The 18,414-nt window shown below is 47.7% G+C and carries 13 protein-coding genes; 3 read left to right on the top strand and 10 right to left on the bottom strand.

Annotated features, from left to right (window positions below):
• Positions 1-162: 162 nt before the first annotated feature.
• From BACINT_RS03440 to BACINT_RS03430, 3 genes are all read left to right on the top strand, one after another.
• Positions 163-1,704 carry a glycine--tRNA ligase gene (locus tag BACINT_RS03440; RefSeq protein WP_007660624.1) on the top strand — a complete coding sequence of 514 codons (1,542 nt, stop codon included), beginning with the start codon at positions 163-165 and terminating at the stop codon, positions 1,702-1,704.
• A 44-nt stretch (positions 1,705-1,748) separates the two neighbouring features.
• Positions 1,749-2,381, top strand: coding sequence for an FKBP-type peptidyl-prolyl cis-trans isomerase (locus BACINT_RS03435; protein ID WP_007660622.1), 633 nt, complete (start codon positions 1,749-1,751; stop codon positions 2,379-2,381).
• Positions 2,382-2,563: 182 nt separating this feature from the next.
• The gene (locus BACINT_RS03430; RefSeq protein ID WP_007660620.1) at positions 2,564-3,889 is read left to right on the top strand and encodes an ATP-binding protein; all 1,326 of its coding nucleotides are present in this window, start codon (positions 2,564-2,566) and stop codon (positions 3,887-3,889) included.
• 59 nt (positions 3,890-3,948) lie between these two features.
• On the opposite strand, the gene BACINT_RS03425 is transcribed toward BACINT_RS03430, so the two are convergent.
• The 10 genes from BACINT_RS03425 to BACINT_RS03380 form a co-directional block, all read right to left on the bottom strand.
• Positions 3,949-5,841 (bottom strand): serine hydrolase, encoded by a 1,893-nt coding sequence (locus BACINT_RS03425; RefSeq protein ID WP_007660618.1) that lies wholly within the window; start codon positions 5,839-5,841, stop codon positions 3,949-3,951.
• A gap of 32 nt (positions 5,842-5,873) precedes the next feature.
• Entirely contained in the window at positions 5,874-6,689 is an 816-nt protein-coding gene (gene murQ / locus BACINT_RS03420) for an N-acetylmuramic acid 6-phosphate etherase (protein WP_007660617.1), read from the bottom strand.
• A 53-nt stretch (positions 6,690-6,742) separates the two neighbouring features.
• Entirely contained in the window at positions 6,743-7,582 is an 840-nt protein-coding gene (locus tag BACINT_RS03415; protein WP_007660616.1) for an ATPase, read from the bottom strand.
• A 74-nt stretch (positions 7,583-7,656) separates the two neighbouring features.
• The gene (locus BACINT_RS03410; RefSeq protein WP_007660615.1) at positions 7,657-8,844 is read right to left on the bottom strand and encodes an acyltransferase family protein; all 1,188 of its coding nucleotides are present in this window, start codon (positions 8,842-8,844) and stop codon (positions 7,657-7,659) included.
• 25 nt (positions 8,845-8,869) lie between these two features.
• Positions 8,870-11,785, bottom strand: a complete 2,916-nt coding sequence (locus BACINT_RS03405; protein WP_007660614.1) for an FAD-binding and (Fe-S)-binding domain-containing protein — start codon at positions 11,783-11,785, stop codon at positions 8,870-8,872.
• A gap of 169 nt (positions 11,786-11,954) precedes the next feature.
• Positions 11,955-13,187, bottom strand: a complete 1,233-nt coding sequence (locus BACINT_RS03400; protein ID WP_007660613.1) for an exo-beta-N-acetylmuramidase NamZ family protein — start codon at positions 13,185-13,187, stop codon at positions 11,955-11,957.
• 34 nt (positions 13,188-13,221) lie between these two features.
• Positions 13,222-14,544: an MFS transporter gene (locus BACINT_RS03395; RefSeq protein ID WP_007660612.1), complete on the bottom strand. Its 1,323-nt coding sequence runs from the start codon at positions 14,542-14,544 to the stop codon at positions 13,222-13,224.
• A 24-nt stretch (positions 14,545-14,568) separates the two neighbouring features.
• A complete protein-coding gene (locus tag BACINT_RS03390; RefSeq protein WP_007660611.1) occupies positions 14,569-15,936 on the bottom strand; it encodes a SpoIID/LytB domain-containing protein in 1,368 nt (455 codons plus the stop codon).
• 63 nt (positions 15,937-15,999) lie between these two features.
• Entirely contained in the window at positions 16,000-16,932 is a 933-nt protein-coding gene (locus tag BACINT_RS03385) for a DUF4922 domain-containing protein (protein ID WP_007660610.1), read from the bottom strand.
• A 2-nt stretch (positions 16,933-16,934) separates the two neighbouring features.
• Entirely contained in the window at positions 16,935-18,398 is a 1,464-nt protein-coding gene (locus BACINT_RS03380) for a glycosyltransferase family 2 protein (protein WP_007660609.1), read from the bottom strand.
• Positions 18,399-18,414: the final 16 nt, after the last annotated feature.

The raw sequence follows: 18,414 nt of genomic DNA, 5'->3' as shown, positions 1-18,414 counted from the left end.
CTCAATTTGTTTGATGGACAGATTGGGCCGGAAGTGCAAAGTGAGAGTTTGTTACGATAAGATAAATTAATACCCCACCTGCCCGACTTATGATATAAATCCCTATCTTTGTGGCGCTTTTTAATAAAGAACAGGATTAAAATTAATAGATATAACAAAAAAATGGCACAAGAAGACGTTTTTAAGAAACTCGTATCACACTGTAAGGAATACGGTTTCGTATTCCCCTCCAGCGACATCTACGATGGATTGGGAGCAGTGTATGACTACGGTCAGATGGGTGTGGAACTGAAAAACAACATTAAACAATACTGGTGGCAGAGCATGGTGTTGCTGCACGAAAATATTGTCGGCATCGACTCCGCTATCTTTATGCACCCCACCATCTGGAAGGCTTCCGGACACGTAGACGCATTCAATGACCCTTTGATTGACAACCGTGATTCCAAGAAGCGTTATCGTGCCGATGTATTGATTGAAGACCAACTTGCAAAGTACGACGATAAGATCAATAAAGAAGTTGCCAAAGCTGCCAAGCGTTTCGGAGAGTCTTTTGATGAAGCACAGTTCCGTAGCACAAACGGTCGCGTACTGGAACACCAGGCTAAACGTGACGCATTGCACGAACGTTTTGCAAAGGCTCTGAATGATAATAACCTTGACGAGCTTCGCCAGATTATCGTGGATGAAGAAATCGTTTGCCCTATCAGCGGTACAAAGAACTGGACGGAAGTTCGTCAGTTCAACCTGATGTTCTCTACAGAGATGGGTTCTACTTCGGATGGTGCCATGAAGATTTACCTGCGTCCTGAAACAGCTCAGGGTATCTTTGTGAACTACCTGAATGTACAGAAGACCGGCCGTATGAAGATACCTTTTGGTATTGCACAGATTGGTAAGGCATTCCGTAACGAGATTGTTGCCCGTCAGTTCATTTTCCGTATGCGTGAGTTCGAACAGATGGAAATGCAGTTCTTCGTGAAGCCGGGCACTGAATTGGACTGGTTTAAGAAGTGGAAGGAAATTCGCCTGAAATGGCATAAGGCATTGGGATTCGGTGATGACCACTATCGTTACCACGATCATGATAAGTTGGCTCACTATGCGAATGCTGCTACAGATATTGAGTTCCTGATGCCGTTTGGTTTCAAGGAAGTGGAAGGTATCCATAGCCGTACGAATTTTGACTTGTCTCAGCATGAGAAGTTCTCAGGTAAGAATATTAAGTACTTCGATCCTGAGACAAATGAAAGTTATACTCCGTATGTTATCGAGACTTCTATCGGTGTGGACCGTATGTTCCTCAGCATCATGTCTGCTTCTTATTGCGAAGAACAACTGGAAAGTGGAGAAAGCCGCGTAGTGCTGAGATTGCCTGCCGCACTGGCTCCTGTGAAGTTGGCCGTAATGCCGTTGGTGAAGAAAGACGGTCTGCCTGAAAAGGCTCGTGAGATCATCGACTCATTGAAGTTCCACTTCCACTGCCAGTATGATGAAAAAGATAGTATCGGTAAACGTTACCGTCGTCAGGATGCCATCGGTACTCCGTACTGTGTGACTGTTGACCACCAAACTCTGGAAGATAACTGCGTGACACTGCGTAATCGTGATACGATGCAACAGGAACGCGTGGCTATTGCTGAACTGAATAACATCATTGCAGACCGTGTCAGCATCACTTCATTGCTGAAAGGGTTGCAATAAGTACCGGAATTCGAAAGTTAGAATACAGAATAAAAAATAATTGAATGAATAAAAAACTCTTAGTATTTTTACCTTTCCTGCTGATTTTGGCAGGTGCGTTTGTCTCTTGCGAAGAAGTGGAAGAGGAAGGGAAATATGCGAACTGGCAGGAGCGTAACCAAGCGTTTCTGGATTCTATCAAGGTAGTTGCGGGAGATAATTATGTTCCTATGGACTTGGAAAAGTTGGATAAAGTAGAGGTAGGCGAAATATTCTATGTTAAGAATGAATTTGTCAGCACTCTTCAGACTCCGGAATATATATATTGTAAAAAGCTTGTGAAGAATCTGGATGGACAACGTCCGATGGCTACAGAGGCGGCTTATGTTTATTATTATGGTACACTGATTACTGGTACTAAGTTTGATGGAAGTTTTACGGGATATAGTGCAATAGATCAGGCTATCCCTAATCCTCCAAAGAATGAGCCGACAGATTTCGACTGGACTGTTATGTTTACTATCAACTCTTCTTCACTGACAAGTGGGTGGAGAACTTTCCTGCAATATATGCGCGTTGGAGAACGCTGGATGGTTTATGTTCCATGGGGTTCTGCGTATGGAACTGATGGTAGTGGATCGATTCCCGGTTATTCAGTATTAGCTTTTGATGTAATAATGACAGAGGTGGTTCAGTAAACTAACTTCTTCTTTAAAAAATACAGGAGGCCTATCTATTTCTTGTGATTAGATAGGCCTCCTTCGTTTGTTTTATATTTTACTATTGCAGGGTCTTTTGCCGAAAATGTGTATATTTGCACAAAACTCATATCAAAAATGTGTAAACATACACTTTTGTGATATCAAAAATGTGATTTGCTATGTTTGAAAGAGACATTATCTCGCAATTGGCAGCATGGAAAACGGATACTAACAGAAAGCCGCTTGTAGTTCATGGTGCACGACAGGTAGGTAAGACGTGGACTTTGAAGTACTTTGGCAGGGAGTATTTTGACGATGTTGCTTATTTCAGTTTAGATAAGGATGAAAGTGGTCTTTGCGATGTCTTCAGAACAACGAAAGACCCTCAACGAATTATTCAACACTTATCTTTTTTGCATGGAAAGAAGATAGAACCTCAAACAACCTTATTGATTCTGGATGAAATTCAAGAGTGCAACGAGGCGTTGAATGCATTGAAATACTTCTGTGAGGAAGCTCCAGAGTATGCTGTGGCGTGTGCGGGCTCTTTGTTAGGTATCTATCTGAATCATGTGGGTAAATCATTTCCGGTGGGGAAAGTGAATCATCTTTATATGTATCCACTCACTTTTACGGAGTTCCTGAGGACAAAAGACCCGGTTATGCATGAGTATATGCATTCTATTGATAAGGTAGAGCCACTGCCACAGATCTTTTTTGATAAGTTGCGGGAGTCTTTTACTGCTTATTCCATTTGTGGTGGTATGCCTGAACCGGCCACGTTGATGGTTGATTTTAATGATATGGAGAGAGTGGACTCTGCACTTCAAGATATACTGAATGATTATGCTCTGGATTTCGTGAAACATACTACTCCGACTTTGGCTCCTCGTATCAATTATGTTTGGAATTCGTTGCCTTCGCAGTTGGCGAAAGAGAATCGTAAGTTTGTTTATCAGTTGGTTCGTCCGGGAGCACGTGCCAGGGAATATGAAGATGCAATTTTGTGGTTAGAGCAGGCAGGGCTTGTTAATAAAGTGTTACTTAGCAAGGCTCCTAAGTTGCCATTGAAAGCTTATGATGATTTGGGCACATTTAAACTTTATACATTGGATTTGGGGGTGTTGAGGAAGCTGTCTGAATTGGATGCCAGTATACTATTGCTGCCTACTCCTGCCTATACAGAATATAAAGGAGCGCTGGCTGAAAACTATATATTGCAAAGTCTTACGGCACAGTTTCAAATGCCTTTCCGTTATTGGACTTCAGGCAATAAGGCAGAGGTGGATTTTCTGCTTCAGTATATCAATCAGATCTATCCGATAGAGGTAAAGGCAGATCAAAATATACAGGGCAAAAGTCTGATTCAGTATGAGAAACTCTTTCAACCTGCTTGTCGGATTCGGTATTCAATGTTGAATCTGAAGCAGGATGGGAATTTACTGAATATACCTTTGTTCCTGGCGGATAAGACGAGAGAATTGTTGGGAGTGATTAATGTTTAGCAATAAGGCTTATGCGGAATAACGGTGCAACCCACTAATCACTCACCGCTAATCACTCATTACATTCTCTTTTTCAACGCTTTCACCCAAATTTTATATCCTTCTTCATTCAGGTGCAAGCCATCGCTGGTCAGCTCTTTGCGCAGTACATTCGTGCCTTTCTCTGTAAATAACGGGAAGAGGTTGATGAATGTAATCTTGTGATCTTTAGCTAAAATTTCCAGTTGTGTATTGATTTCGGGAACCATGTCGGTTTTTCCGGTTAGCTTTTTGTAACGTCCGAAGCTCTCATCGAAAGGCAGGAGACTTTGCAGGTAGAGTCTCGTATCGGGAGATTCACGCTGAATGCGCTCTACGGTCATGCGTATCATACTGACGATGCTGTCCACAGTGAGGTCGTGTGAGATGTCGTTGACACCGGCAAGGAGGAATAATTTCTTAGGGTGTCCCGGAAGTATCTGGTGCAGTCGGTCGTAAATACCCATAACTTCATCACCGATGATACCACGGTTACGGATGTTTTTCTTGTTGAGGCGGGCGTTCCAGTCACCGCCACCTTCTGTAAGGCTGTTGCCCACCATGACGATGTCTTTGGAAGTAATGGCAGGTTCATCCATGAATTGCAGGAAGCGCTTATAGTAATGGTCCGTATAAATACGTGGGGTGGGATAGATAGAAGCTGCAACAACATTGGCTACCAGAGAGCGCAGACGAACCATGCTGTGACCGTCTTCGGGATGCACGGCATTGACAAGCAGGATGACGGAAGTGTCGTTGTCCGGATCTATGATGATGGAAGTACCGGTGTATCCGGTGTGCCCGTAGGTATTCGGACCAAAATAATCTCCGTTATTGGAAGCGTAGGCGGTGAAGTTATCCCATCCTAAAGTGCGTCCTAATGTAGCGGTGGCACGAGGGACGGTACGCATAGCTTTTACTCCCAATGGGCTGAGGATGCGGTGTCCGTTCCATTCTCCGCCGTTTTGCAGGGCGGCGCAGAGGACAGCTATGTCTTCGGCACAAGAGAATACACCGGCATTGCCGGAAATACCACCATTCATGACGCGGGCGAGTGGATCGTGTACTTGTCCGCAGAGGACGCTGCCGTCGGGTTGCTTTTCGGTAGGAGCGACGTTTTTCAATTGACAATTGACAGTTGACAGTTGACAATTGGCGGTGCTGTGGAGATCGGTTTTTGCCCAGTGGGGGAGGGCGCTGTTTATCCATTTTCCATCCTTGTCGCGCTTGCAGGGGAGATAGTCGGTATGGGCCATGCCTAATACATCAAAAAGATTTTCGCGGGCGAAGTCACGTAAAGATTGTCCGCTGACAGTTTCGATGATGCGTTGCAGGGTGATGTAGTTAAGGCAACTGTATTGGAAATCGGTCTGCGGCTTGAAGTCGCGGCGGCAGTTGGCTATGTACTCTATCATTCCGTCGGGGCTGGGAGAGCCATATTGTTTCTCCAATTCACTGGTTGGGGCATAAGGGGGGAGACCGGAAGTGTGCGTTAGCAGGTCGGCGATACGGATGATTTTCTTATCTTTTCCGTCTTCGCTCACCCAGGATTTAAATTCAGGGATGTAGAGGCTGACGGGGTCCAGGAGGCGGAGCTTGCCACGTTCTGCCAGGATATGGGTACAGATGGCAGTGGACATGGGTTTGCTGCATGAAGCCATATCGAAAATAGTGTTTACGGTCATAGGCTCGGTGTTAGGGTATACCCGCTTGTTACCGTATGCTTTGAGGTAAGCCATCTTCCCGTTGCGCACTACAGCGAGCACGGCACCGGGAATGTCTTTATTGGCGATGGCGGTTTCTATCGCTTCGTCAGCGTATAGCAAATGGCGGGAATCCATGCCTACTTGTTCGGGGGCAACACGTTGCAAGGATTGTGCAGGTGCTTGCAGAGCAAGCAACGTAAGGAAAAGGAAGGAGGGGATTAGTTTCATAATATTAGGGTATTATCAATGCTCTTTTGAATTTATTTTCCTCTATAAGCATCCACTGCCTTTTTCACTGAACCATGCATTAGCAACAGTGCCTTTGCCTTTCCATAGTCCAATCCCAGTTCTTCTACAATCATGCGGGTACCACGGTCTACCAATTTCTGGTTACTCAGCTGCATGTTCACCATCTTATTACCTTTCACGCGGCCCAGTTGTATCATGACAGAAGTAGTAATCATGTTCAGTATCATCTTCTGCCCCGTACCCGATTTCATGCGTGAGCTGCCTGTTACGTACTCCGGTCCTACAATCATTTCGATGGGAACATCTGCTTCTGCTGCCATCGGAGAGTCGGGGTTGCTGGTGATGCAGCCTGTAAGGATGCCGTGCTCGCGTGCTTTCTGCATGGCACCGATAACGTAAGGAGTCGTGCCGGAAGCAGCAATGCCGATGACGGTATCTTTATCCGTAATGTTACGTTCAACCAACTCTTCCCAACCGCGACGCATATCGTCCTCCGCATTTTCCACCGGATTGCGCAGGGCTGTATCACCACCTGCTATCAGTCCGATGACGAGTGTAGGAGGCATACCGAATGTTGGAGGAATTTCCGATGCATCCAGCACACCTAGGCGACCGCTAGTACCTGCTCCCATATAAAAGATGCGTCCGCCTTGCTTCATGCGTGGAACGATTTGTGTCACCAGTTTCTCAATCTGTGGGATAGCTTTCTGAACAGCCAAAGCCACTTTCTGGTCTTCTGTGTTGATGTCCTCTAATATTTCGCGGACAGATTTCTTTTCTAAGTCGTTGTAGAGCGAAGGTTGCTCTGATATCTTTACGAATGCCATGATGATGATGAGATTTATGATTTATAATTTATGATTTATGGAGGCTGGGATGGTTAGCTATGGTAGCTAATCAGGCCTTCCATAGGGCTTTGGAGAATGGTACCTATTTGAATGCCCATTTCCTGTGCGGCCTCGGCAAGTACCTCCTTATAATGGAATGCTACGGAGCCGATGAAATGTACCTTGCTATGCTGATAATCGTATTGCATGACGTTCCTTTTCAGGAAAGCCTTGAAACTGTTCAGCACCAGCGTGCGCACACAAGGCTCATCCAGATTCTGAGCGAGGAATGGAGACAGGCTTGCCAAGAAGCGGTTCGGGAATGGTTTGCGGTATACACGGTCGATGATGTCTGCCGGTTCCAGATTGAACTGTTTGAGGAACTTCTCTTTCAGTTCCGGAGTCATTTGATTCTTCAGAATATCACCTACCAGCAATTTGCCCAGGCAAGCACCGCTACCTTCGTCGCCAAGGATGAAACCCAGGGGGGAGACGTTGGCACCAATATGTTTGCCGTCGTAATAACACGAGTTGGAACCTGTGCCCATGATGCAGGCTATGCCCGGTTCGTGTCCGCAAAGTCCGCGGGCGGCGGCAAGCATGTCTGTATTTACTTCCACTTCGTCGCCCGAAACCTGGAGATGCTGGATAATGGCACGGTGTACCATGGCAATTTTGTCGGGGAAGCCACAGCCGGCACCATAAAAGTACACAGCGTCGAAGGCATTGGTCGTTAACTGGGGCAGCAGCGCTGTCGCAATTTCATTACTGATCTCCTCTTCCGACTGAAAGAAAGGGTTGGTACCTTTCGTAGAAACTTGCTGGATGAGTTTACCTTTCTCTACAACACACCAATCGGTTTTTGTAGAGCCACTGTCTGCTATTAATATCATATCGTTTAATTTTAATTATTCATCGTTTATATTTCATCGGTGTTATAGTCTTTTGCCGATTTATCTGCTTGCTACTATATCTTGATATATATCTTCCGTTTATACAATTGATAGCCGATGCACCAATTGATGGCTACAAAGAGCAATGCATAGGCCAGTGAACCGCCTGTCTCACCGAATATCGGCATGAGAACGATCTTGTATAAGAACCCGTGTATGCTGATGCTGCCATCGCCCCAGGGAAAGCTGATGCTGCCGAACAGAATGCTGAGTACTCCACCCAGAACGTACATGAACAGGGGATTGACACCGAAAGCCTCAAAGAAAGTACACCATTTCTTGTATCCTTTTACGTCAATGATCCAGATGAGCAGTGCCAGGAAACTGGAGGCCAACCCGCAAGTGGTGAGAACGAAGGTGGGAGACCAGATTTTCTTGTTGATAGGACAACCGTAGCTCAGCAGGAAGCCTGCAAAAGTAAGGATGGTGCCAATCAGGAATAACTTGATCAGGTGAGAGTTCAATAACGTCTCGCGGTTCTCGGTTTTATTGCTGTCCAGCATCATGCGACCCACGCAGAAGCCCAGCAATACGTGGGCAATGGAGGGGATGGTGCTTAAAAGACCTTCGGGATCAATGCCATTATCCTTGTACATGTGTGCGGGGGTGAGGATGGCACGGTCCACTATGGAGAGGATATTGGTTTCGTTGTAAACAAATCCGTTGCCACACATCAGCAGGATGAAGTAACCTACCAGCAATGTGGCAATGAGGTAAGGGATATGACGGTGTTTCATGGTCAGCGCAATGATAGCGGTAGCACCGTAGCAAAGGGCCAGACGCTGCATGACACCCAGGATACGGATGCGGTCGAAGGTCCAGACGGATGCCCAGAGTTGTTCGCCGAAGCTGAGTCCTTCATGGGAACCTGCCCAGTAGTAACAGAATCTGGAGAACCAGCCGATGGCAAGTCCGATCAGGAAGATGATAATGGTACGCTTCAATATCTTCATGGCGGCTGCATGGCTGAACTCGAAATTGTACTTCTTCAGGGAGATATAGGTAGAGATACCCATGATGAACATGAAGAAAGGGAAGACGAGATCGGTGGGGGTGAGGCCATTCCACTCAGCGTGGCGCAGGGGGGCATATATATGTCCCCAAGTGCCGGGGTTGTTCACCATAATCATGCCCGCAATGGTGACACCGCGAAGGATGTCGAGGGCAAGAATGCGCTTGTTTGTCTTGGTCTGACTGTTCATTGTAATAAGTGTGTTAAGTTATTAGTTATAAGTTATCAGTTGCTTCAGCTTTCACGCTCTTCGTGCATTGGTCTACAAGATAGGCGATAGAGACGTAGGGGATACCTGAGTTGGTAGTCAGTCCTATTTCGCAAGTACGACTGTTGGAGTAGCCGATAGTGATACCCGATGCTTCTATCTGCGGACGGAGTTTGCGCAGGGCATAGGAATTCAGTTCAGGATAGGTGAATCCACGGTCGCCGGCAAAACCACAGCAGCCTACTTCTTCGGGTACGAAGACATGCGTAGAACAGAGTTTTGCTAGGGAGATAATTGTATCTGCCAGACCCATTTTACGCATGGAGCAGGTGATGTGTACAGCTACGGGGCGGTCGGTCTGCGTGAAGACCAGTTTGTCTCGCAGGAAAGTGTAGATGAATTCTGCAGGTTCGTAGAGTTTCATCTTTTGAATGGTTTCGCGCATGCGGTGCAGGCAGGGGCTCTGATCGCAGAGAACTGGGTATTTGCCTTGCTCGCTGGCTTCCCAAAGGGCGGCTTCGAGTTCGGCTGCTTTGTGGTCAGCAATGTCGAGCATACCTTTACTTTCCCAGATGGTGCCGCAGCAGAGCTTGTCCATGTCCTTGGGGAAGATGACTTCGTAACCGCCTTTTTGTAGGAGGGAGATCATCTTGTTTACCAAAGGTTGCTCCACGGGGGATTTTTTCGGGAGGCCCATGGTTTGGTTGATGCAGCTGGGGAAATAAACTACTTTGTTTAATTGACAATTGACAGTTGACAATTGTGACTTGTCAATTGAATAAGCTTTCGGCATGGCAGGCGTCCACAAAGGTACGCCCAATACATTGTGCATCCCTTTCGTAATGCTGCTCATGGCTTTGGTTCCTAATACGGAGTGTCCGAAATTGGCTAATGATAAAACGGGGCGTAGACTACTCTTAACACCGGCGAAGTGATTGGCTACGAAATCTCCTGCTTTATATCCGAGGCTACCTTTCGGCAGTATTTCCTGTCGGATGATGTGGGTCAGGTCGCCTGTATTGATATTCATCGGGCAAGACATGGAGCATAGTCCGTCTCCTGCGCAAGTTTGATTGCCCGGGTAGCGGTATTGTTTTTCGAGTAGAGACAGACGTTCCGGGGCTGTGCCGCTTTGTTTCAGACGTGATATTTCCCGTTGCAATACAATGCGCTGGCGCGAAGAAAGGGTAAAGCCGCACGACAGGCAGTTCACTTCGCAGAAGCCACATTCGATGCACTTGTTTACTTTTTCGGCAGGACTGGCTTCGTCGATAGGAATCAACGGCAACGGTTTGAAGTTCTTGATGTGGCATTGCGGGTCATCATTGAAAATAACTCCCGGGTTGAGCAGCCCTTTCGGGTCGAACAACTGCTTGACTGCCTTCATGGCTTCAAAAGCTGCCTCTCCCCATTCATATTTCACGAAGGGGGCCATGTTGCGTCCAGTACCATGTTCTGCTTTCAGCGAGCCGTCATATTTATCGACTACCAGAGTCTTTACGTCATTCATCAGGTCCTCGTAGCGTTTTACTTCGGTGTCGGTACTGAAGGACTGGTTCAGGATAAAATGGTAGTTGCCTTCCAGGGCATGACCGTAGATGCAGGCATCATCGTAGCTGTGGCGGGCGATGAGCTGTTGCAGGTCGGCAGTGGCTTCGGGCAGGTCTTCGATGTGGAAGGCTACGTCCTCGATGAGGCAGGTAGTGCCCGGCTGGCGTGTACCACCTACGGATGGGAATATGCCTGAGCGGATAGCCCAATACTTGGAATATTCTTCCGGCCGGTCGGTGAAGTGCACGGGGATGTAGGTGCTGAAAGTTTTCAGACATTCCTCGATTACTGAGATGTTCTGTTCCAGTTCCTCGCGGGTGCGGGCTTTGGTTTCGGTCAGCACGGCTGTGAGGCCGGAGGCATCGGCAACTTCTTGCTTATACTTTAAGTAGACAGGATCTTCTACCGAAGAGAGGCTCTTATAGTCCAGCAGTTCGGCGCCTTTTACTATCTTTCTGTCTGCTTCTGATGCGGAAGTATTGTCATTTGAGAGTTCTTTCATCGCCACCACCGCCCGGCAGGCATCCTTGATGTTGGTAAAATAGAGCATGGCGCTAGCCTTGTACGGATAGTCGTACTCTGTGCGCATGGTAATTTGGGAAAGGAACGCAAGCGTGCCTTCCGAGCCTACCATCAGGTGGGCAATAATATCGAATGGATCATCGAAACGGACAAATGGCAGAAGGTTCAGTCCGGTTACGTTCTTGATGGAATATTTGTAGCGGATGCGTGCGGAGAGTTCTTCGTTGGCACGTATCCGATCGCGCAGTTCGCAGATGCGGTTAAGGAAATTGGGGTGGGTGGCTTCGAAGGAAGCACGCGAAATGTCGTCCCCTGTATCCAGCACGGTGCCGTCCGCCAATACGATGCGGGCGGAGAGAAGTACCTTGTCACTATTGGCATGTGTGCCGCAATTCATGCCCGAGGCGTTGTTCATGACGATGCCGCCTACCATGGCCGATTTCACACTTGCCGGGTCCGGAGCAAACTTACGTCCGTAGGGTGCGAGAATCTCGTTAACCCGCTGACCGATGATGCCCGGTTGCAAGGTAATCTGTTCATGATCGGGAGAAATGCTGTACTTCTCCCAATGTTTTCCGGCTACTATCAGGATAGAGTCACTAATGGCTTGTCCCGACAAGCTGGTTCCTGCGGCACGAAACGTCACTGGCAGACCATAACGGTCGGCAAGTCTCAACAGTTCGGAGATCTCCTCTTCGCTGCTGGAACGAATCACGATTTGTGGGATAAGGCGGTAGAAACCTGCATCTGTTCCCCATGCTAACCGGCGCAGTTCGTCGGTGTATATCCTCTCCTGCGGGATGACCTGGGAGGCATCGTGCAGAAAGGCCATATAGTTACTCTTTGCCATATTGTATATTAATTAAACTTCCTTTGTCCCCCCTGCCAGAATATGTTGTGGAAAGGGGCTAAATGAAGTAACGACTGAACCCTATTAAGGTAACGACTGAACTCTATTCAAGTAACGGTTGAATGGCATTCAGTCCTACCCTTTTTTGAGATTAATTTCTTTTGTCCTATTATTTGTATAAGTAGTACTTCTTCGACAACCGTCGGAAGTCTTCAGCATCCTTATACCAATAGTCGCGAACATCTTCCCAGCGGTTGCGTTGTGAGAACCGCTTGCGTATCTCTTCCGAGCCGCTTACCATATCGAACATACGGAAACGTCCTTTGTCGGCATGCTCAAATACAGCACGGTCAGGATAGAGCGCTGCGATCTCCTGCATTATCAGGAACTGGATGTCGCTCAGCGGGGCTTTTTGCACATCCATGATGTGTACCTGTACGCCTTGCAGCAATTCACCCTTACCCACGGAGTAGAAGGGTTTCAGATACATCGGCCTGAATACGACACCCGGCACATTCAATGCGTTCAGGTTTCCCGCCAGTTTTTCTGCTTCTACCCACTGTGCGGCGAACATCTGGAAGGGTATCGTATAGCCTACTCCGATGGACATGTATCCCAGTTCCCCCAGAATACCGCTTACTGGATAGAATATAGCCGAGTGCGGATGGGGGATATGCGGAGAAGAGGGTACCCATTGTAACCCCGTTTGTACATAGTCCATCTTGCGTTTCCAACCTTTCATCTTCACAACGTGCAGGTTGCATTGTGCTGCCATCATCTTTTCTCCGTTCAGCATCAATGCCAGCTCACCGCAAGTCAGCCCGTAAAGGTACGGAATCTTGAACTGACTGACAAAAGAAATGCAATCATCTTCTACCAGATTGCCTTCTATCTTGAGTCCACCTACCGGGTTGGGGCGATCCAATACGATAAATTCTTTACCGTTTTCGGCTGCTGCTTCCATAGCCAGTCCCATTGTACTGATATAGGTGAATGAGCGGCAACCGATATCCTGGATATCGTAGACCAATACGTCAATGTCTTTCAACATCTCCGGTGTAGCCTTGCGGGTTTTGCCGTAAAGGGAATATACGGGCAATCCGGTGGTGGCATCTTTGATGTCCGTCACGTGGTCGCCGGCATGTACGTCGCCACGAACCCCGTGCTCCGGACCAAAGAGGGCAACCAAATTTACGTTCGGTGCTTCATGCAGAATGTCAATGGTGGATTTCATCTGATTATCCACTCCGGTGGGGTTGGTAATCAGACCTACACGTTTGCCTTCCAAGCACTTGAAGTTCTGATCTTTCAGGACTTCGATACCTGTCTTTATCCGAATCTTTTGTGCCTGCGATGCACCACAGAGGAAGCAGAGGACACAGAGGAGAATATACTTTTTCATAATGAATCGTTCTTTTTTATCACTTTATCACTTATCACTTCTTCCCGTATGTCGGGTCAATCTTCCTGTCGGCAAACACCGTGACCACAATAGTGGCGGCACAGCAGAGTATTACGATCCAGAAGAAGTTGACATAGCCGACTGCTTCCTGAAGGTAACCTGCAAACATGCCCGGAATCATCATGCTCAGTGCCATGAAGGCGGTACAGATGGCATAGTGCGACGTCTTGAACTCTCCTTCGGAGAAGTACATCATATAAAGCATATAGGCCGTGAATCCGAATCCGTAGCCGAACTGCTCGATGGCAATGGCCGTGGAGATGGCAAACAGATTATCGGGTTGGCCGATGGCGAGATAGACGAAGGTCAGACAGGGGAGTGTCATGCATCCCGCCATCCACCAAATGGATTTCTTCAGTCCGATACGCGATGCAAACAATCCGCCCAGGATACCGCCTACGGTGAGGAATATCACTCCGATAGTGCCATACACAATACCTACTTCTGCCGTGGAAAGTTCCAGACCTCCTGCCTCTTTAGAAGCTACCAGGAAAGGCATACACATCTTGATGAGGAATGCTTCGGGCAGGCGATAAAGCAGCATGAATGCGATGGCCAGCCATACGCCGGGTTTGGTGAAGTAAGTGGCAAATGTGCGCCCGAACTCTTGGAATATGGCTTTTGCACTGGCTGTTCCCGGTGTCAGCACAGACTTGTCAGAGGTAGGCTTGGGTATTGCAAAGAGGTGATAGAAAGTTACCAAACTGAACATGACGGCTGTAACCAGCATTGTGATGGTCCATGACAGTGGAATGTCTTTGTATCTCAGCTCGATGGCACCGGCTATGGCTACGAGTACTCCTTGTCCGAAGATGGATGCAAGGCGGTAGAAGGTGCTTCGGATACCGACAAATGCAGCCTGGTCGCTCTGTCTTAATGCCAGCATGTAGAAGCCATCGGCGGCAATATCATGTGTAGCCGAAGCAAATGCTGTAATGATGAAGAGAACCAGTGTGATGGTGAACATGCTGATGGGAGTTGTTCCGGCAGCTATCGTTGCTTCATCCGGTTTCGGAATAGACAGTGTCAACAGGATGAATGCTATCGACATCAGGATTTGCATAGAGATGATCCACCATCGTTTGGTCTTGATGATGTCGATGAACGGGCTCCAGAAGGGCTTGATGGTCCAGGGTAGATACAGCAAACTCGTAAACAAAGCCATCTCTCCATTGGGAACACCCATCTTGGCAAACATCAGTACCGAGATGTTGTTGACTATGAAGTAGGGGATGCCTTGTGCAAAGTATAAGGTAGGTACCCATGCCCACGGTGATATTCTTTTTGTACTGTTCATGATATTGTTTATTGTTTTGTTGAATTAGTCATATAGCTTCTCGATACTTGCGCCTATGTAATAGTGCAGCAGTATTGCGTCATACTTATATCCTTCCTCGCCCATGACGGCGGCGCCGATCTGGCACAAACCTACGCCGTGTCCCCAACCAGCTCCGGTGAGGATGAAGCGTCCGGGGATACCTTCGGGAGAGACGTCTTCCTTACCTACTATGAATGCGGAACTGTAGAGATGGGAAGTGGACAGCGTACGGCGTATTTCCAGTTCTTTGCCGATGGTGAGCGTCCGTTTGGTTCCTACGATTTTCAGTTTCCAGAGGCGACCTGAAGTTCCACGGGCGATAGGGACAAGATCGATGATTTGCCCGTAATCGATGCCGGAGCGTTTCAGGATCAGTGCAGAAAGTTCTTCTTGGGTGTATTCCATTTTCCAGCGGTAGAAGTCGGTGGTTTCCTGGTCGTAATTGTTCAGCACCTGCGAAAGGATTCTCTTATTTGTGGTGTTGCAGAAGGCCGGTGGAGAGGTACGAATCCACGTTTCCGCTTCCTGTTCATCCGTCAGGTCGGGTAATCCTCCACCGGGTCGGGTAGCTTCAAAGCTGAGGTCGCAGGTTTTGGGATTGAAGATGCGGAAGTCGCGTTGTTTCCGGAGATACGGATGGGGTGTATCTTCCCAGCAATACTGGAATTCTTCGAATGCACCGCCGCAGCATTTGGAGAAGCGGGCATCACATATCTTACCGTCAGACGTCAATACTTGTCCGCGGGTGGCAGCGATAGCTTGCTTTACGATTTCGGTGGAGGCGCGGGTGATGCCTTGATAACGCTGGCAATGGTCGTCTGCACAGACGTCGAAACGGGTATGGGCGTCGCGCTCATACCACTTCAATTGACAATTGACAGTTGACAATTGACAATTGGCTGCGTTATTGGGTGCTGCGCTGTCATGCCGTAAGGAATTGTCAATTGCAAGGAGCCAGCTTCGTGAAATCACTGCATGTGCCTTCAACAACTCTAACGAAGCCGTTGCGCTCATCTCACTGGAGATTACGCTGGTCAGGTAATCTTCTACGTGGATGACGTTGATGCCTGTCAGCTTCTTGTTCTCCACAATAATCTTCAGAGAACCCAGGAAGCGCTGGTCTTCTTTACGCTCCCAGTGGAAGTTGATGCCGATGGTGACATCAAGCAGTTCGAAAGCGTCGGTAGCTTCGTTTACAGGTTCAAATAGAAGCTCGTCATAAAGGCGTCCGTTCCACAGTATCCTGCCTTCGTTGTAGGTCACAACCTGCTTGCCACTGATTTCCATACCGTTGATGCGGTACGGATTCAGCAGGATAAACTCTATTTGCGGCTCGAACAATATGCCTACGTGTACTTTGGGTTCTTTCATATTATCTTATTAATTACTATCTTAATTCCCCTCTCCGGAGGAGAATAAGGATACTCCGTTTTATTATATCTTCTCTTTAATGCGCTGACGTACCTGATGGAAGTCTTCGGCAGAAAGCGATACTTCGCTCAGGATCTGGGCTATGTCTTCGGCGGTAATCTTGAGAAAGTCTTTTTCGACCGGTGTGATAAACACTCCGCCGAGGTCTACGGATGCAGGACTGCTCAATAAATTGGCATCTCCTTCGGCTGTATAGCAAGCCGGACGGTGCTTCTCACGTGGAAATACGCATACGATCCATTTCTCATCTTCGTACCATGCCAATACATTCATCATCGGTTCGTCATCTCCCGGTTTGATGTCCAGTGAATGATAAATGATATCGAACAGGGCGGCAGCATGTTTCTTATTGGCTGCTTCAATGACCAATGTTGCACGGGGAGCGTCATTCAAGTACCAGAGGGTAGCTTCACCGTAACCTGCCACTTTGCCTGCTACTTGTTCGCGCCAGTCCTTTTCAATAGGCATGAAACCTTTGTTGCCTGCCTGGAAGTGAGCGTGATCGGGGGCGGAGGCACCGCACTTGGGACCATTATAGAATATTGTGTAATCCGTCAACGCTTGTGCCAATGCCAGCATATCCTTGAAACGGACGGCTATGCGCTGGTTCACGTGTGCCACTTCCGGTATCGTCAGGTGACGGGGAAAGATAGGGAACGGATTGACCAGGATATTATAATGTCCTTCGAACGGAATTCCTTTCTGCACCGGCGGTAAATTGGCCGGGCAGAGGAAACATTTGCGTTCCTTGATGGACTGGGCATCTACTTTGGCTCCCGAAGAAACGATACGTGCAGGATTGAACTGTACCTTATAAGGAATACCGTTTACATTCAACTCCTTCACCTGGACACCCGAAAGGGCGGCATAGTTGTTACGAGCCGTTTCCCAGGAGACTAGTTGCTCGGTGAACAAATTGTTTATGGTTTGGTTCATAGTTATCCTTTCTTATTCATTGCTACACGTGCCTGAAGTTCCCAAGTACGGATGCGGTCTTTATACAGATTATGACCATTCATTTTCACGATATCCAGTGAAGCATCCGAGTTGTCGTCCCAGCGGCGGCACATGTAAACTACGTCATATACACGACCGATCTGGTATTGGCGGGAGAAGTTTAATCCCAGTGCATAGTCTTCACCATAGCTGGTGTTCGGAACTTTCACTTCACGCAGTACCGGAGTATAGAAAGCACGCGGAGCGCCCAGACCGTTGATGCGGAGTGCGTTGTTGCGTCCGTTCTCGGGTGTCCATTCTTTGTGGTCGATAATACCCGGAGCAATCATATTCATATTGAAGTCCGTCATCATATAAGTACCTACCACCATAGCGCAATTCTGTTCATAGAAAGCGCGAACCATGATAGTCAGTGTGTTTTCATCCTTGTATACATCGTCGCTGTCCAGTTGTACGGCGAACTTACCGCACTTGGGATGATGCACCCCCATGTTCCAGCAACCGCCGATACCCAGGTCATTGCGTTCGGGGATGATGTGGATGAGGCGTTCGTCGTTCTTGAATTCGTCAATAGCTTCTGTGGTTCCGTCCGTAGAGTGGTTATCGATGATAATCAGGTTGAACTTAAAGTCGGTCTTCTGCTTCAATACCGAATGAATGGCATCGCGGATGGTACGGATACGATTGCGTACAGGGATGATAACCGAAGCTTCATATTCAAAGTTACCTGCTGAGAATTCTATTTGTTTGAATTCAGGTGCCAGATAGCCGCCGATTTCTTTCAGATGCTCGGTACAAGCCTGTTCCATTTCAATCTGACGGTCGCGGTTTTTGGGATCCACGTAATCGAATATCTTCTCACCGCTTTTGCGGGTATCGTCTTCGATTTCGCTGTACAGGTACTCGTTGATGTGTACCAGACTTGCTTTCTGGCTTACTTTCAGACGAAGGTCGTAAAGTCCGGCAAATTTATATTCGTCTTCATTCATGCGGGCAGCGGCTTCCTTGAATGCATTCGTACGGAATAACAGTACGGAACCGAAGTCGAAATCATCGCGCAATGAGCCGAATTGATAATCTATCACCGGGGCATTGGTTTGCTTGCCTTCCTTTACTTGGTAACGGTCAGCGTATACCATGCCTGCACCACTGTCTTCAGCAATGTGTATCATACGCTCCAGGGCGAATAACCCCAGTTCAAGCGTTGTATATTTTGTATAGATCAGCGTATATTCTGCATCGCTATGTCCGGCGATGTACCTCATAGCAGTGCTGGACTGGATGGATTGCATGTGCAGGGTACTGCATCCGGGTAGGTTTTCTGTAACGTCCGGTAGGGCGAGCAGATAAATATTATTCACTAAGCCGGTTTCTTGCAGGCCTTTTACTGTCTTTTCCGCTTGTGCAGCTCCTGAGAAAGGAACGAAGCAATTGATTTTATTCATAATGTCCTATATTGCT

This window comes from Bacteroides intestinalis DSM 17393 (assembly GCF_000172175.1).
Lineage (GTDB): Bacteria > Bacteroidota > Bacteroidia > Bacteroidales > Bacteroidaceae > Bacteroides > Bacteroides intestinalis.
The sequence above is the reverse complement of the archived record's forward strand: the minus strand, read 5'-3'. Positions and strand labels throughout refer to the sequence as shown.

Coding starts and splice junctions, on each gene's coding strand:
- BACINT_RS03440 (WP_007660624.1), top strand. CDS start 163: ATGGCACAAGAAGACGTTTTTAAGAAACTCGTATCACACTGTAAGGAA.
- BACINT_RS03435 (WP_007660622.1), top strand. CDS start 1,749: ATGAATAAAAAACTCTTAGTATTTTTACCTTTCCTGCTGATTTTGGCA.
- BACINT_RS03430 (WP_007660620.1), top strand. CDS start 2,564: ATGTTTGAAAGAGACATTATCTCGCAATTGGCAGCATGGAAAACGGAT.
- BACINT_RS03425 (WP_007660618.1), bottom strand. CDS start 5,841: ATGAAACTAATCCCCTCCTTCCTTTTCCTTACGTTGCTTGCTCTGCAA.
- murQ (WP_007660617.1), bottom strand. CDS start 6,689: ATGGCATTCGTAAAGATATCAGAGCAACCTTCGCTCTACAACGACTTA.
- BACINT_RS03415 (WP_007660616.1), bottom strand. CDS start 7,582: ATGATATTAATAGCAGACAGTGGCTCTACAAAAACCGATTGGTGTGTT.
- BACINT_RS03410 (WP_007660615.1), bottom strand. CDS start 8,844: ATGAACAGTCAGACCAAGACAAACAAGCGCATTCTTGCCCTCGACATC.
- BACINT_RS03405 (WP_007660614.1), bottom strand. CDS start 11,785: ATGGCAAAGAGTAACTATATGGCCTTTCTGCACGATGCCTCCCAGGTC.
- BACINT_RS03400 (WP_007660613.1), bottom strand. CDS start 13,187: ATGAAAAAGTATATTCTCCTCTGTGTCCTCTGCTTCCTCTGTGGTGCA.
- BACINT_RS03395 (WP_007660612.1), bottom strand. CDS start 14,544: ATGAACAGTACAAAAAGAATATCACCGTGGGCATGGGTACCTACCTTA.
- BACINT_RS03390 (WP_007660611.1), bottom strand. CDS start 15,936: ATGAAAGAACCCAAAGTACACGTAGGCATATTGTTCGAGCCGCAAATA.
- BACINT_RS03385 (WP_007660610.1), bottom strand. CDS start 16,932: ATGAACCAAACCATAAACAATTTGTTCACCGAGCAACTAGTCTCCTGG.
- BACINT_RS03380 (WP_007660609.1), bottom strand. CDS start 18,398: ATGAATAAAATCAATTGCTTCGTTCCTTTCTCAGGAGCTGCACAAGCG.